The organism is Flavobacterium rhizosphaerae (genome assembly GCF_046000445.1).
GTDB lineage: Bacteria > Bacteroidota > Bacteroidia > Flavobacteriales > Flavobacteriaceae > Flavobacterium > Flavobacterium rhizosphaerae.
Genome location: NZ_JBELPZ010000008.1, coordinates 25,250 through 39,783, shown reverse-complemented (window position 1 = coordinate 39,783; position 14,534 = coordinate 25,250). Strand labels below are relative to the sequence as shown.

15 protein-coding genes are annotated in these 14,534 nt (G+C 40.7%); 3 read left to right on the top strand and 12 right to left on the bottom strand.

The features are described from left to right. Window positions 1-43: 43 nt before the first annotated feature. Window positions 44-433, bottom strand: a complete 390-nt coding sequence (locus tag ABS766_RS09155; protein WP_408084842.1) for a heavy-metal-associated domain-containing protein — start codon at window positions 431-433, stop codon at window positions 44-46. Between the two features lie 226 nt (window positions 434-659). On the opposite strand from ABS766_RS09155, the gene ABS766_RS09150 reads away from it, so the two are divergent. Together ABS766_RS09150 and ABS766_RS09145 are read left to right on the top strand one after the other, a co-directional pair. Then, window positions 660-1,706: an AI-2E family transporter gene (locus tag ABS766_RS09150; protein WP_408084841.1), complete on the top strand. Its 1,047-nt coding sequence runs from the start codon at window positions 660-662 to the stop codon at window positions 1,704-1,706. A 52-nt stretch (window positions 1,707-1,758) separates the two neighbouring features. Continuing rightward, on the top strand, window positions 1,759-2,478 hold the full coding sequence (locus ABS766_RS09145; protein WP_408084840.1) for a porin family protein: 720 nt from the start codon (window positions 1,759-1,761) through the stop codon (window positions 2,476-2,478). Window positions 2,479-2,481: 3 nt separating this feature from the next. Here ABS766_RS09145 and ABS766_RS09140 read toward each other — a convergent pair whose 3' ends face one another. The 7 genes from ABS766_RS09140 to ABS766_RS09110 all read right to left on the bottom strand — a co-directional run bounded on the left by ABS766_RS09140 (window position 2,482) and on the right by ABS766_RS09110 (window position 11,014). Further along, window positions 2,482-3,090 carry a hypothetical protein gene (locus ABS766_RS09140; protein WP_408084839.1) on the bottom strand — a complete coding sequence of 203 codons (609 nt, stop codon included), beginning with the start codon at window positions 3,088-3,090 and terminating at the stop codon, window positions 2,482-2,484. Window positions 3,091-3,093: 3 nt separating this feature from the next. Beyond that, window positions 3,094-4,560, bottom strand: coding sequence for an RNA polymerase factor sigma-54 (gene rpoN, locus ABS766_RS09135; RefSeq protein WP_408084838.1), 1,467 nt, complete (start codon window positions 4,558-4,560; stop codon window positions 3,094-3,096). Between the two features lie 165 nt (window positions 4,561-4,725). After that, a complete protein-coding gene (gene asnS, locus ABS766_RS09130) occupies window positions 4,726-6,162 on the bottom strand; it encodes an asparagine--tRNA ligase (protein ID WP_408084837.1) in 1,437 nt (478 codons plus the stop codon). A gap of 123 nt (window positions 6,163-6,285) precedes the next feature. Continuing rightward, window positions 6,286-8,769 carry a DUF5686 family protein gene (locus tag ABS766_RS09125; RefSeq protein WP_408084836.1) on the bottom strand — a complete coding sequence of 828 codons (2,484 nt, stop codon included), beginning with the start codon at window positions 8,767-8,769 and terminating at the stop codon, window positions 6,286-6,288. Between the two features lie 96 nt (window positions 8,770-8,865). Continuing rightward, window positions 8,866-9,426 (bottom strand): ribosome recycling factor, encoded by a 561-nt coding sequence (gene frr / locus ABS766_RS09120; RefSeq protein WP_408084835.1) that lies wholly within the window; start codon window positions 9,424-9,426, stop codon window positions 8,866-8,868. 25 nt (window positions 9,427-9,451) lie between these two features. Then, complete coding sequence (pyrH, locus tag ABS766_RS09115; protein ID WP_408084834.1) at window positions 9,452-10,159, bottom strand: UMP kinase; 708 nt, start codon at window positions 10,157-10,159, stop codon at window positions 9,452-9,454. Window positions 10,160-10,234: 75 nt separating this feature from the next. After that, window positions 10,235-11,014, bottom strand: coding sequence for a patatin-like phospholipase family protein (locus ABS766_RS09110; RefSeq protein WP_408084833.1), 780 nt, complete (start codon window positions 11,012-11,014; stop codon window positions 10,235-10,237). 94 nt (window positions 11,015-11,108) lie between these two features. Between ABS766_RS09110 and ABS766_RS09105 the strand changes: the two genes are divergently transcribed. Beyond that, window positions 11,109-11,711: a thioredoxin family protein gene (locus tag ABS766_RS09105; RefSeq protein ID WP_408084831.1), complete on the top strand. Its 603-nt coding sequence runs from the start codon at window positions 11,109-11,111 to the stop codon at window positions 11,709-11,711. On the opposite strand, the gene ABS766_RS09100 is transcribed toward ABS766_RS09105, so the two are convergent. The 4 genes from ABS766_RS09100 to ABS766_RS09085 all read right to left on the bottom strand — a co-directional run bounded on the left by ABS766_RS09100 (window position 11,712) and on the right by ABS766_RS09085 (window position 14,534). After that, a complete protein-coding gene (locus ABS766_RS09100; protein WP_408084830.1) occupies window positions 11,712-12,329 on the bottom strand; it encodes a YiiX/YebB-like N1pC/P60 family cysteine hydrolase in 618 nt (205 codons plus the stop codon). Window positions 12,330-12,423: 94 nt separating this feature from the next. Further along, complete coding sequence (locus tag ABS766_RS09095) at window positions 12,424-13,038, bottom strand: hypothetical protein (protein WP_408084829.1); 615 nt, start codon at window positions 13,036-13,038, stop codon at window positions 12,424-12,426. Continuing rightward, window positions 13,016-13,711, bottom strand: a complete 696-nt coding sequence (gene truB, locus ABS766_RS09090) for a tRNA pseudouridine(55) synthase TruB (protein ID WP_408084828.1) — start codon at window positions 13,709-13,711, stop codon at window positions 13,016-13,018. The genes ABS766_RS09095 and truB overlap by 23 nt, the downstream gene beginning before the upstream one ends. Before the next feature lie 7 nt (window positions 13,712-13,718). Beyond that, window positions 13,719-14,534, bottom strand: coding sequence for an undecaprenyl-diphosphate phosphatase (locus ABS766_RS09085; protein ID WP_408084827.1), 816 nt, complete (start codon window positions 14,532-14,534; stop codon window positions 13,719-13,721).

The window sequence follows — 14,534 nt, the reverse complement described above, 5'->3', positions numbered from 1 at the left end:
CCTTGTGGGCTGCATTTTTTTATGTATCAACAAGGGTTGTTACTTATATTTTCTCAACAGTTTTAACATCTGATACGGTGTAGGCGTGGTCGGCTATATCTTCCACAGTTTTTACAAGGTTTTCTGTAGATTGCTTTTTAGCATCAAAAGATACGGTAGCCAGTTTATTGTCAAAATCTACTTTAGCCTGTGCCACACCATCAAGTCCCGAAAGCTTGTTTTCTATAGTGGCAGCACAACCCATAGGGCACATCATGCCGTCTATTTTAAACGTAGCGGTTTCAAGGTTGGCAGCAGTTTCTTTATTCTGGGCGTTGTCGGTTACTATTTCGCTGTCGGGCGATGCAATAGTGCCGTCTTTATCTGTATTCTTGCAGCCTGTAAAAACCAATGCTGAAAAAGCTATAACCGAAAGTGTTTTTATAATATTCATCTCAAAAAATGTATTTTATTAATAACTACAAAGTTATATAAAACACCTTATAAACCTACAAAGTTAACATTAAAAAACAAGTGTTTATAACGGGAGTTTTTTTTCTTTTTTGTTGAAATTTATTGTAACTGCTATGGCAATTAAGCTGTAGGCTGGGTATTAAAGTTTTAATAAAGCCGGCCTGATTATAATGCTTGTTGCGTATCTTTAATAAAAACGCATAAAAATGGTAAAAGGTAAGCAAATTGTCTTTCGGGGAGCGGCAGTAATTTTAGGGATGTATTTCCTGGTGCTTGGTATAGTAAAAGCCAAGCCTCTTTTGGCCCCGTTGGCCACCGCTATTCTTTTGGCTATGCTGATGATTCCCGTTGCAAGAAAAATGGAATCGTGGAAAATAAACCGGGTAGTTACATCATTGCTCAATGTTTTCTTCTTGTTTTTAATAAGTTTGGGGTTTGCCGCCCTTATAGGTATGCAAATACAGAATTTTGTAGCCGACTGGGATAAGGCCGAAGAAAAAATAATGCCCAAGATAGAGCAACTGAAAGACTATATTTTTGAAAAAACCCCGCTTAAAAAAGAGCAGTTATCATTAAAGCCAGGCGATACTAAAGTAGGTGAGCATGCTATAGATTTTGCTAACGGTATTTATAATTTTACCGGCAATTATCTGATAACGCTTATTTACACCTTCTTTTTACTGAATTACCGGCAAAAGTTTAAAAATTTCTTCATCAGGCTTTTTAAAGACGAGGATAAAGATGAAGTGGAGAAAACACTACAACAAACATCTGGCGTTACACAAAAATACCTTGTGGGTAAGTTTTTACTCATGATTTTTCTTGCCGTACTCTATGCCATTGGTATGGGGGTAACCGGTGTAAATAATTTTATAGTAATAAGCCTTTTGGCTGCCCTGCTGAGTATCATACCGTATATAGGTAATATTATAGCTTTTTTTATAGCTATTGGTTTGGGCTATTTAAGCGGGGGCGATACTACCGCATTAATAGGTATTATTGTAACCTTTGGTGTTGCACAATTTATTGAGTCATATTTATTAGAGCCTTATGTAGTGGGAGATAATGTAAACCTTGACCCGCTAATAACCATACTGGCCGTTATAGTGGGTAGTTTGCTTTGGGGTATTATAGGGATGATTATAGCAGTGCCAATACTGGGTATGGTAAATGTTGTTTTTAAACATGTGCAGGCCCTAAAGCCTTACCATTACCTGCTAAGTAATAATGCCGATGAAAATAAGGATGGATAACTGCAGGCATTGCCAAAACTTTTGCATCTTTGCATAAAATCAAAAAAAGTATATGCGTTTTTACGTTGTTTGCATTACATTTTTATTGCTGGTTTCAGTACCATTGCAGGCACAGGAAACTGATGTAGTACTGCAGGAGGCAGAGCTTGATAGCCTTGCCCCGGTGCCCGACCCACTGTACCGTGAAGACCAGTTTTATGCCACAATAACCTATAATGTGCTGGCAAATTCTCCTAAAGACTATAAGCAGTATTCTTTTTCTACAGGTATTACCACAGGGTTCTTACGTGATATGCCGGTAAACAAGAAAAGAAACCATGCCATTGCCCTTGGCGCCGGCTACTCATATACCAATATAAAGCACAATTTGATAGTGCAAAATATAAACGGTACCAATACCTATACTATTGGAGGCAATTTTGATAAAAATAAATTGGTTATGCACCACCTTGAGGTGCCACTGGAATTACGCTGGCGTAATTCAGACTCTATAAGCCATAAATTCTGGAGGGTATACCTGGGCTTTAAGGTAAGTTATCTTTTGTATGACAAAGCACAATATGAACCTGATACAGGCGGTACCTTTAAAGTAAGGAAAGACCCGAATATGAATAAGTGGGTATATGGCACATATATTTCTGCCGGATGGAATACCTGGAACTTTTATGCTTACTATGCTCTTACACCTATTTATAAAGAGGCTTACACAGATAAAAACCGTCAGCTAAAAGCCAGTTCGCTAAACCTTGGGCTTGTGTTTTATATATTGTAAATATTAAAACATCCATATAAACCATAAAACAACCTGGGGCAGTATGCCCAGCAATGTGCCCAGTAGTAACTCTGGCAGGGAGTGTGCGCGTGCCTGTAGCCTTGATGAGGCCGTAAAGCCGCAGCATAAAACCATAAAGGCAATAAGGTTTATAAAACGGGTATGGTAATATACCGAAATGCCTATTATTAAAATGGTAAGTGCAGCAATATACATCATGTGTATACTGGGTTTAAAGCCCAGTATAACCAGCGTAAGTATAATAAGCACACTAATTAGTAATCCCAGAAAAAAATAATATAATTCCGGAATTACCAAATCTGTAAAGCTTTGTTTTAATAATATAAAAAGCAAGAGGGCATAAAAAACAAGTGGTATGCGCCGTTCTTTACGGCTAAGGATAAGCTTGCTTTTAATAAGCCCCAGTGAGCGCAACAGGTAAAAAAGAGATACGGGCAGCAACACCGTGAGTATAAGCACCTGTACAAAAAGAAGGTATACCTCATACTGGTGATAATAATTGCCTGCTATAAAAAAATAAAAAAGGGTAGCATATACCGGTATAAACAATGGGTGAAATATAAAAGAAAACAGGCGTATGAACTTTTGCATGGCTTAAATTTTCTTTCTCATGCGGGCTACCGGTATATCCAGCTGTTCGCGGTATTTTGCTATAGTACGCCGCGCAATCGGGTAGCCTTTTTCTTTCAATATATCGGCCAGTTTATCATCCGGTAAAGGTTTCTGCTTGTCTTCGGCTTCTATAACGTTTTGCAGTATTTTTTTTATTTCAAGCGTAGAAACATCCTCGCCCTGATCGTTTTTCATGGCCTCGCTAAAAAATTCCTTTATAAGTTTGGTGCCATAAGGCGTTTCTACATACTTGCTGTTAGCCACACGCGATACGGTAGATATATCCAAACCTACAAGGTCGGCAATATCTTTTAATATCATAGGTTTAAGCTTGGTTTCGTCACCATCCAGAAAATATTCTTCCTGGTAATGCATTATGGCATTCATGGTTACATAAAGCGTTTCCTGGCGCTGGCGTATGGCATCTATAAACCATTTGGCAGAGTCAAGCTTTTGTTTAATGAACTGTACCGCATCTTTTTGCTGAGCCGATTTTTGGCGTGTGTCTTTATAACTTTGCAGCATTTCCTGATAGTCTTTGCTTACATGAAGTTCAGGCGCATTACGCCCATTCAGGTTAAGCTCCAGTTCTCCGTCTACAATTTTAATAGCAAAATCGGGTACTACATGCTCAATAGGCTTGCTGTTACTTTCATAACTTCCGCCCGGTTTTGGGTTAAGCCTTTCTATTTCATCAATAGCGCTACGCAGCTCATCCTGATTAATATTGTATTTAGAAAGCAATTTATCATAGTGCTTTTTTGTAAAAGCATCAAACTGGTTCTCTATAATATCGGTAGCCATTTCTATTGCCGGAGTTGGCGTTTTTTGTTTGAGTTGCAGTAAAAGGCATTCCTGCAAATCGCGTGCGCCTACACCTGCCGGCTCTAACTGGTGGATAATGTGCAGTACATGTTCTACCGTTTGTTCATCAGTATATATACCCTGTGTAAAGGCCATATCATCTACTATATCTGGTATACTGCGGCGTATATACCCCATATCATCTATACTGCCTACCAAAAATTCGGCAATTTCCCTTTCGCTGTCGTTCAGTATAAAAGTGTTTAACTGCTCAATAAGGCTTTGGTGAAAACTTATGGTAGCCGCAAAAGGCATTGTGCGGTCTTCATCATCGTCGCTATAATTGTTGGCCTGCGTTTTATAATTGGGTATCTCGTCGTCGCTCAGGTATTCGTCTATGTTAATTTCGTCGGCATCAATATGCTCGTTATCATAATCATCATCATAGTCATAATCGTCAGCCGTATCATACTCATCCTGCTCATATTCATCCTCTTTACCACTTTCCAGTGCAGGGTTTTCTACCATTTCTTCTTTAAGGCGCTGTTCAAAAGCCTGTGTAGGCAATTGAATCAGCTTCATGAGCTGAATTTGCTGCGGTGAAAGTTTTTGAGATAGTTTTAATTGTAAATTCTGTCTGAGCATTTGATACCGTACTTTTATACTATAAATGTACGAAAAACCCTTTTTAAATACTATGTCGTTTTACAAAAAATTAATACTAATTTAAAAAGAGGTATAATTTTTGATTACTCAGCAAATTAGTCAATCATAATTATAAAGCCTCCCAATCGGGAGGCTTTATATATTTTAAAACTCTGCGTTTTGTGGTGTGCGGGGGAAAGGTATTACATCACGGATGTTGGTCATACCGGTTACAAACAATACCAGGCGCTCAAAGCCAAGCCCGAAGCCGCTGTGTACTGCCGTACCAAAACGGCGGGTATCAAGGTACCACCAAAGTTCTTTTTCATCAATACCCAGTTCGGCAATTTTTTGCTGTAGTACATCCAGGCGTTCTTCCCGTTGTGAACCGCCTACAATTTCTCCAATGCCAGGGAAAAGGATGTCCATAGCGCGTACGGTTTTGCCGTCGTCATTAAGCCTCATGTAAAAGGCTTTGATTTTGGCAGGGTAATCAAATAAAATTACCGGACTCTTAAAGTGCTTTTCTACAAGAAAACGCTCGTGTTCGCTTTGCAGGTCGGCACCCCACTCCTCTATAAGATACTGAAATTTCTTATTCTTGTTTGGTTTGCTGCTTTTTAAAATATCAATAGCCTCGGTATAGCTTACGCGCTTAAAGTTATTTTCCAGCACAAACTGTAGTTTTTCCAAAAGCCCCATACCGCTGCGCTCTGCCTGTGGTTTTTGCTTTTCTTCATCGGCAAGGCGTTTGTCTAAAAACTCCAAGTCATCTGCGCAACGCTCCATTACATACTTTATAACATATTTAATGAAATCCTCTGCAAGGTCCATGTTCGCATCAAGGTCGTTAAACGCCACTTCAGGCTCAATCATCCAAAACTCAGCCAGGTGGCGGCTGGTATTGCTGTTTTCTGCACGAAAGGTAGGCCCAAATGTATATACCTGGCCTAAGGCCATGGCATACGTTTCTGCCTCAAGCTGACCCGAAACAGTAAGGTTGGTTTCTTTGCCAAAAAAATCTTCTTCATAATTTACGGTACCCTCTTGTGTTACAGGTGGGTTTTGCGCAGGTAACGAAGTAACGCGGAACATTTCTCCTGCACCTTCGGCATCACTGCCTGTAATAATAGGCGTGTTTACATAAACAAAACCATTTTCCTGAAAATACTGGTGTACGGCAAAAGACAATACCGAACGCACACGCATAATGGCGCCAAAAGCATTGGTACGCACTCGCAGGTGGGCTTTTTCCCTTAAAAACTCAAGGCTGGGCCTGTTTTTAAGCTGTATAGGGTATTCTTCTGCATCGCTGTCACCAAGTACTTCCAGCTCTTTTACCTGTATTTCAAATTTTTGTCCCGCACCCTGGCTTTCTACAAGGTTTCCCTTTATAGACACAGCAGCACTTGGGGTAAGGCGTTTAAGTGTTTCGGCAGGGGTATTTTCAAAATCTACCACTGCCTGTATATTATGAATTACAGATCCGTCATTAATGGCTAAGAACTGGTTATTTCTAAATGTTCTTACCCAGCCTTTTACAGTTACATCATCAACCGGTTTTGTACTGTTCAACAAATCTTTAACCTTTGTATGCTTCATTTCTATAAAAAATTATTGCTTTGTTTCATGATTGTGGCAGCATTGCGATATGCCGGGCCAAACGCCTGCAAATGTAGTAAAAAGCTAAAAAATAAAGAGGATAACGGAGTGATTTTATAAAGTTTATAGCAGCTTAATCATAAACGATATTTTTACTGATATGTTTCTGTCGAGTTGGGGCAGGTGGTAAGGGCCATAACGGTAAAAGGCTGAAAAACCAAGACCTTTAAATATTTCGTTAAACTCCATGCCGCTTTCATAATAGCCTTTTTCTAGGGTATTATAGGCCAGGCCCTGGTGATCGTCTTTATTATCCATGGCGCCCCAGGCAAAGCGGGTTACCAGCATGGGCGATAGTTTTATGCTGTTGGATATCGTAAAGCGTGTAAAACCGTGTTTTAGTTGTGCCATAACGTACCGGCTGGAGAAAAACTCATTAAAATACATGGTTTCAAAGCTGTTTTTACCGGCAAAAGTTATACGCTCAAATACACCGTTTTTATCAAGGTTGTTGGGCGATGTGCTGTACAGATGTGTTAAGGGCACCTGCCCGGCAGCAAGGCCGGTTTGTATTAGCCCGGTGCTTATTTGCCCGTTGAGGTATTTTTTTTCGGCTTCTACACGAAAATCGAATTTGGCAAAATGAAAATCGCTGTCAAATATGCCGGAAAAAGACCGCGTGTACTGAAAAGTAAATTTAGGATAATGTTTTTCTGATTCCAGCCTGCCCTGCGGGGTTAGCATAAACTCACTAAACGGATTCCATTGCACGGCCATAGCCACGGTTGTGAGATTAAATATATTGTGGTGCACATCATCGGGCGTAAAAGTGTAATCAAATTTAGGGTTGATGCGGCTACGGGTAATGGTTAGCTTACTTTCGGTTTTAGGGATAAATTTGGTTTCGGCATATACTTCCCAGCTTTGGTGGTTGTAAAAGGTAGAAACATTTATAGGGCGGGGGTCATAAATTTTAAACACCTTTTTATCGGTTAAAAAAGAGGTGCTGCCAATTTCCCTTATATCATCAGTATAACTGCCCCCCATCCATGTTTCAGATGCTTTTTGTGCACGTATGCCCCCCCCAAGGCTGTATTTAAACTGGCCATCTTTAGTGCCATACACGCCGTATGTGTTAATGCGGAATGTTTGGGCAAGCTTATCGTTGGTTATAAACCCAATCCCCAGCCTGAAGCCCTCGTAATTGTTATATTTTATTATCTGTCTCAGGTCTAAATCTACAGGGCCAACGGGCAGGTAGCCGTTTATAATATGCCGCCCCAGTATAAGCCGCTCTTCCCATTTTTCTTTTGCCAGCAGGCTGTCAAGGGCTACATAGGTTTTTATGCTGCGTTCGTCAAGGGTATCAGTGCGGTAACGGTTCCAGAAGCTTTCGGGCCTGTTTATGGCCTCATTATCTATTTCAATAGCTATAGACGGGTTGGTTATGGTTACGGGGATGTTATATTGTTTATCAAAATTAAATGATTCTGAGAGGAGGTACAGGTAGTCTGAAGGTTCTTTTTCCCTTTTGGTTTCCTGATCATCCGTAGGGTCAAATTTTATGGTTTCCCCCAGTATTGTTATATCCCGGTTGCTATTGCCTTTTACTATTTTAAGAATTTTATGGTCTGGAAACCATAACTGCAGTTCGGGCTCATATTTGTAATAATGCGTAGAATTTACATCGAGTACATTTTTTGCCCTGAAAACCGCTTTTGCCACTCCGTAGGTTTCGGTATCAATGTACAGTATGCCTTTAAGGCGCCTTTTTATATATTTTTTAGGGCTGAAATATATCATATAGGCACTTCGGTTTTCTATAGTAACCGTGTCTAATATTTTATAATTGTACTCACTAAGGGCTGTGCCTGCCAATGGCCCGGCATATTTGTTTTCCATCAGGTCTATATGCTCACCATACACTGAGTAGGACTGGAGTTTAAGCCCTATAAGCTCATACAGCGGCTGTTTAAAGCCTGCCATGCGTGTGGCCAGCACATTTTCTTTTACTTCAACCCCTTTAAGGAATTTGTATTCAGAAATTTTTTCGGTTTGGTACAGGTGCTGCCGGTCTATCAGTTTTTTAAACTTAAAATCGGTCGAATCTATTTTTTCGAACCTCCTGCCTGCTTTTTCATATACATAAACAGAGTCCAGCTTGCCACTTATAGAATCGGGGTTTGCAGTAACTACCAGCCTGTTATAGGTGTGGTATTTAAAACTGTTGAGTTTTTGGGTAGGATCGGTTAACGGTTTATTGGCTATAGCCTGTTTTATAATAGCCGATGCTGTTTTGTTGGCAGTAATAACCAGTTCTTCCAGTTGCTCGGTATAAGGCTCCAGCAACACGGTATAATATTTTTCATGGGGTTTTACTTTTACCGTTTTAGGCTTATACCCGGTATAGCTGGCGTTAAAAGAATGCAGTTTTTCGGTAATGGTTACACTGCCGTCTACATCACTAATAAAAGTTTTGCCTTCTGCCGTTATGGTTGTAAAAGGTAATGCCATGCCGGTTTGCTCATCTTTTACGGTAACGGTAATAGCCGATTGCGACCACATGGCCCCATAACAAAGTAAAAGCAGCAGTGTTAATACCCTCATTAAAAAACTTTTTGCATACAACGGAAATTACTCCGTTTTGTTTCAGCAAATATAGCAGTAAAACAAAAAAATCCGCCAGGCGGCGGATTAGTGTTTTTATACTTTCATGATTTCTGCCTCTTTTACAGAGAGTAAATCATCAATTTTTTTAATAAAGCTGTTGGTAAGTTCCTGTACCTCATCTTCGGCGCTTTTGCAAACATCTTCGCTCATACCGTCTTTCTCAAGTTTTTTAATTTCGGTATTGGCATCTTTCCGGGCATTTCTAACGCCTATTTTGGCATCTTCGGCTTCGGCTTTAGCCTGTTTTGCCAAATCACGCCTTCTTTCTTCGGTAAGTGCGGGTACGTTAATAATAATATTATCGCCGTTATTCATGGGGTTAAAACCTATATTGGCTATCATAATAGCTTTTTCTATAGGGTGCAGCATACTTTTTTCCCAAGGGGTTACCGTTAGTGTGCGCGCATCTGGCGTACTGATGTTAGCCACTTGCGAAAGCGGGGTTTGTGCGCCGTAGTAATCTACTTTTACACCCCCAAGCATGGCGGGGCTGGCTTTGCCCGCACGTATATTAAGAAATTCCTTTTCCAGGTGGGATAGTGACCCCTCCATAGATTCTTTAGTGCTGTCTAAAATAAAATCAATCTCTTCCATAGTGTTTTTAATCTTACAGTTAAAATTAATTGTTTACTGTTGTACCTACTAGTTCACCCTCACAAACTTTTACAAGGTTACCGGGCTTGTTCATGTCAAAAACAATAATTGGCAATGCATTTTCCTGGCTCAGGGTAAAGGCAGTGGTGTCCATAACATTAAGCCCTTTATTAAGTACATCCTCAAATGTAAGTGTATCATATTTAACTGCAGATGGGTCTTTTTCAGGGTCGGCAGTATAAATACCATCTACACGTGTACCTTTTAAAATCACATCAGCATCTACCTCTACACCCCTTAAAACTGCAGCGGTGTCAGTAGTAAAATAAGGATTGCCGGTTCCGGCGCCAAATATTACTATACGGCCTTTTTCCAGATGCCGTACCGCCCTGCGTTTAATATAAGGTTCTGCTATGGCTTTAATTTCCAGTGCGGTTTGTAGGCGGGTTTGCATACCGGCATCTTCCAGCGCACCTTGTAAAGCCATACCGTTTATAACGGTAGCAAGCATGCCCATATAATCGCCCTGTACCCTGTCCATACCATTACTGGCACCGGATACACCCCTAAAGATGTTCCCTCCGCCAATAACAATGGCTATTTGTACACCTTTGTTGTGAATTTCCTTTATTTCGGCCGCATATTCTTCCAACCTTTTCGGGTCTATTCCGTACTGTCTTTCACCCATTAGCGCTTCACCGCTCAGTTTTAACAGTATCCTTTTATATTTCATAGGGGATGGTTTTGACTGGTGCAAATATAATAATAAAACTTTTGGGAATGCATAGAATTTTTAAGTGTATGCAGGCTAAATAATTAGTGATTCATACGATTTTTTAGCAGCCTGATACCCAATCTCAAATATTTCGTCCATTTTAATTTTACTGGTTTCAAAAGTGCCGTATAAAGCCAGCTCTTCCGGGTTAATCATCCAGTCGCACAGTACAAATTTCTGCATATTGCTGTTAACTGAGATAAGCTCATAGGCGCGTGTAAGTACCGATTTTATGGAGCGCAGGTCTTTTATTTCTACTTTTTGGGCGGTGTTTACATATATGCCAATAAGTGTTTCGCACCTCCCCTGCAATATATCGCTGGGAAACAGGTTAACAATGCCGCCATCGCCATATAGTTTACCGTTTATTTCGTGCGGAGATATAACCCCGGGGAAGGATGATGATGCCAGTATGGCATCTACTATGCTGGTTTCAGAACCAAATATGTGCAGTTTGCCTGACACAAGGTCGGTTGCGGTAATGTGCATCCTGTAAGGCATTTCGCCAATAGTGGCACCTTTGAATATTGAATTGAAATAGGCTTTAAATGAACCGGAATCTATAAAGCCGGCCTTGCGGAAGGTAAAATGTTTCCAGTGGAAAAAATAGATAGATTTAAAAAATTCCAGTATTTGTTCTGGCGATTGGCCTGCGGCATATAATGAAGCTACAATTGCGCCGGAGCTGGTGCCTGCAAGGTGTTTTGGCTGTATACCCAATTCATTGAAAAATTTAAGCGCCCCGGCATGGGCTATGCCTTTTGTACCCCCACCTGAAAATGTGATACCTATACTATTTCCTAAAAACTTCATTTGTTACTATTTTCCTGACTAAATTACAGTTTTTTGCGCGATGGCGTTATTTTTGAATAATTAAAAATATACACAAAAATAGATATTTAAAGTTATGACTGATATAGCATCTATAATAGAAAAGAGCCTTAAAAACGGCTATACCTACAATAGCTACAGGGCACATATAAAAGAACTGCTTGAGCAGGGGCTTTCTACAGGGCCAGCGCAAAGCGAATTGCTTACGCATTACAGCACATTAAATGATGTGCGTATGAGCCGCCTGGATAAAACCCTTGGAATGCCCGATACCATAGTGCAAAAACTCCAAAACCTGGAGCAGGAGTATATAGCATTAGTTATTACCGAAGGCTGGTGTGGCGATGCCGCTCAAATTGTGCCGGTTATACATTTAATGTCTGAAGCTACCCATAAGCTGGATCTTAAACTGGTATTGCGTGACGAAAACCCGGAACTGATGGATGAGTACCTTACCAACGGTGCCCGCTCTATACCTATTGTAGTGTTTGTAAATAAAGAAACACTGCAGCCAGTTGCCCAATGGGGCCCAAGGCCTGCCGGGGGCACAAACCTGATTAATGAGGCAAAAGAAAAATTTGGCAAAGTTACCGATGAGGCTAAAACCGACCTGCAAAAGTGGTACCTGAAAGATAAAGGACTTAGTACCATGCATGAAATTGCAGCTTTATTGCAATAATCAGTTTTTTAGGGTTGCTACAATATCAATTTTATCGCTTTTAGATATACCGCCCGGATTGCAGCCGGGTAAACCTTCTGGTATGGGTTTGCCAAGTTTTTTATAATAGTTTACCCATGCCGGAAAGTACTTGCCTGTTCCGGGTTCTTTATACGTCATGGGGGTAAGATTAAAAAACGGCCTGCCTAAATTAGCATATAAAAAAGCATCATGTAACAATTCTGAACAGTAATAGGCACCATTGTCATAAACGTATTCATCATCGTACGGAGTGCCGATTTGCAAAAGAGCAAATTGTATGGCTTTTGGTATTAGTTGACTATATTCCTTTTTTAGCCGGCCCACTAGTATTGGTTTAGTGGTAGAAGCCTTAAACTTATCAAAGGTATTGAGTCGAACAGCAGTGCCGGCAGCTTCTATTATATACAATGTATCATTACGGTGGTATACCATGCCCATGTGGCTAAAATCTTTTCCGTTATACCCATCGGTTACGGCTTCAATAGCATCGCAAAGGGGGCCGCAATCCATATCTATAAACAGCAGGTCGCCATCCTGCAAAATGCTGCTTTGCGCAAAACTGCTAAGGCTTAAAAAAAGCACGATAAGGGTTTTCATAAATAACCGAATTTTTTTTGCAAAACTACAATTAATATGTAAAAAGTTTAAAGTGTATAAAGGGGCGTTTAGAAAAAGGGTAATACACTTGTTTTTATAGCCCGAAGTCATACAAGGTTACCCCTATACTAAAGCTGCCTATAGTACTTTTGCCGTGCATATTAAAATTATTGCCGGTAACCTCTACATACAGTGCCTGCATTTCTCCCGCCAGGCCCAGCCGGGCTTTAGCATATGTGCCGGAAAGGTTTCCGCGGCCCAGTGCAAATGCATAGCCGTAGCCTGCCTGCATATAAAGGTTGGTGTCTTCAAAAAAGCGTGGTATAAAAATTACAGACCCATATACCGGCGCCGAAACCAGCTTTTCGCTCCCTATCCACTCTATACCGGTGTTGGCAGAAAGGCCTATCCATGATTTGAAGTGAATACCAATGCCATAATTAAGCCCTATGCCATCTGGGAGGAAATAATCCAGCACGGTAGGCTCAGTATCGTCATAATTTTCAACTTCGTCTTTAGCAGGATTACTCCTGAAGGGGATACTAAGGCTGATTTGCGTAAAAAATATTTGTGGTGAGGCCTTATCTTGCGCTGAATATTCTGTAACAAAAATTGTTTCCGGTTTTTTATTGTCCTGGCCGTATGTGATATTTATGCCTGCAAAAATAAGCAGGCAGCACAGTAGGTTAAGGGATGGTTTCTTCTTCAAAAGCGGTTGGGGTTATAGCATCATTAACGGAAAAATCACCTATTTTAGTACGCCTGAGCGCAGTTAAGTGGGCGCCGCTGTGTAGTGCCTGCCCAAAATCATGCGCTAAAGAGCGTATGTAAGTACCCTTACTGCAAACTACCCTGAAATCTACTTCGGGCAGGGCAATGCGGGTTAGTTCAAACTCATATACAGTAACTTTTCTATATGCTATTTCTACTTCTTCGCCTTTGCGGGCATGTTCATATAACCGCTTGCCGTCTTTTTTTATAGCAGAAAATACAGGTGGTTTCTGGTCAATTTCCCCAATAAAAGTTTTTAGGGTTTCCTGCAGTTGTTCTTCGGTAATATGTGCTGTTGGAAAAGTAGCATCAACCGCTGTTTCCAGGTCATAAGAAGGGGTTGTGGCGCCCAGTGTAAAAGTGCCTGTATATTCTTTTACCATGCCCTGTAACTCCTGTATGCGCTTGGTAAACTTGCCGGTGCATATAATAAGCAGCCCGGTAGCCAACGGATCCAGCGTGCCGGCGTGGCCTACCTTTATTTTTTTTAGCCCCAGGTGTTTTTTAAGGCTCCATTTTATTTTGTTAACCGCCTGGAAAGAGCTCCAGGTAAGCGGCTTATCTATCAGTAGTATTTTACCTTCGGTAAATTCTTCGGGTTGGGCAGGCAAAGCGTTATTAGTTATAGGTTAAAAAATAAGCAAGTAATAGTGTTCCTGCTATAATACGATACCAGCCCCAGGGCTTAAAACCGTATTTTTTTATTAGGCCTATAAAACCTTTAATGGCAATTATGGCCACAACAAAGGCTATAACATTACCTATTAAAAGCAGTTTTAGCTTATCGGTATTTTCCATGAGCAATTCATAGCCTTTTACAGGGGCATCGTCAGGGCCGTAATCTTTTAAAATAATGCTGTAGGCTGTTGCTGCCAGCATGGTGGGCACTGCCAAAAAGAAAGAAAACTCTGCAGCAACCTCACGGGTTAGTTTTTGCTGCATACCCCCAATTATAGAGGCTGCACTGCGGCTGGTGCCGGGCATCATGGCAAGGCATTGCCAAAAACCAATGGTTACGGCCTTTTTTATGGTAATATCCTCTTCCTTAAAAACAACCGGGTTTTTAAAAAAGTTTTCTATAAATAACAATATTACACCGCCCACTATAAGTACAATGGCAATAGGTATAGGGTCCCCAAGCGCCTGGTCTATCATATCGTCAAAAAGTTTACCTAATATAAGCGCGGGCACTACGGCACAGGCCAGTTTAATGTAAAAATTAAAACGGGAAAAGTCAAAAAATTTGCGCCAGTACAGTACTACTACTGCTAAAATGGCCCCCAGCTGAATGGAGATCTGGAAAAGTTTTACAAAGTCGTCATCCTGTATGCCGTAATAAGAACTGGCAAATATCATGTGGGCGGTTGACGAAACAGGAAGATATTCGGTGAGGCCTTCTATAATAGCCAGGATGATAGCCTGTATAAGATCCAT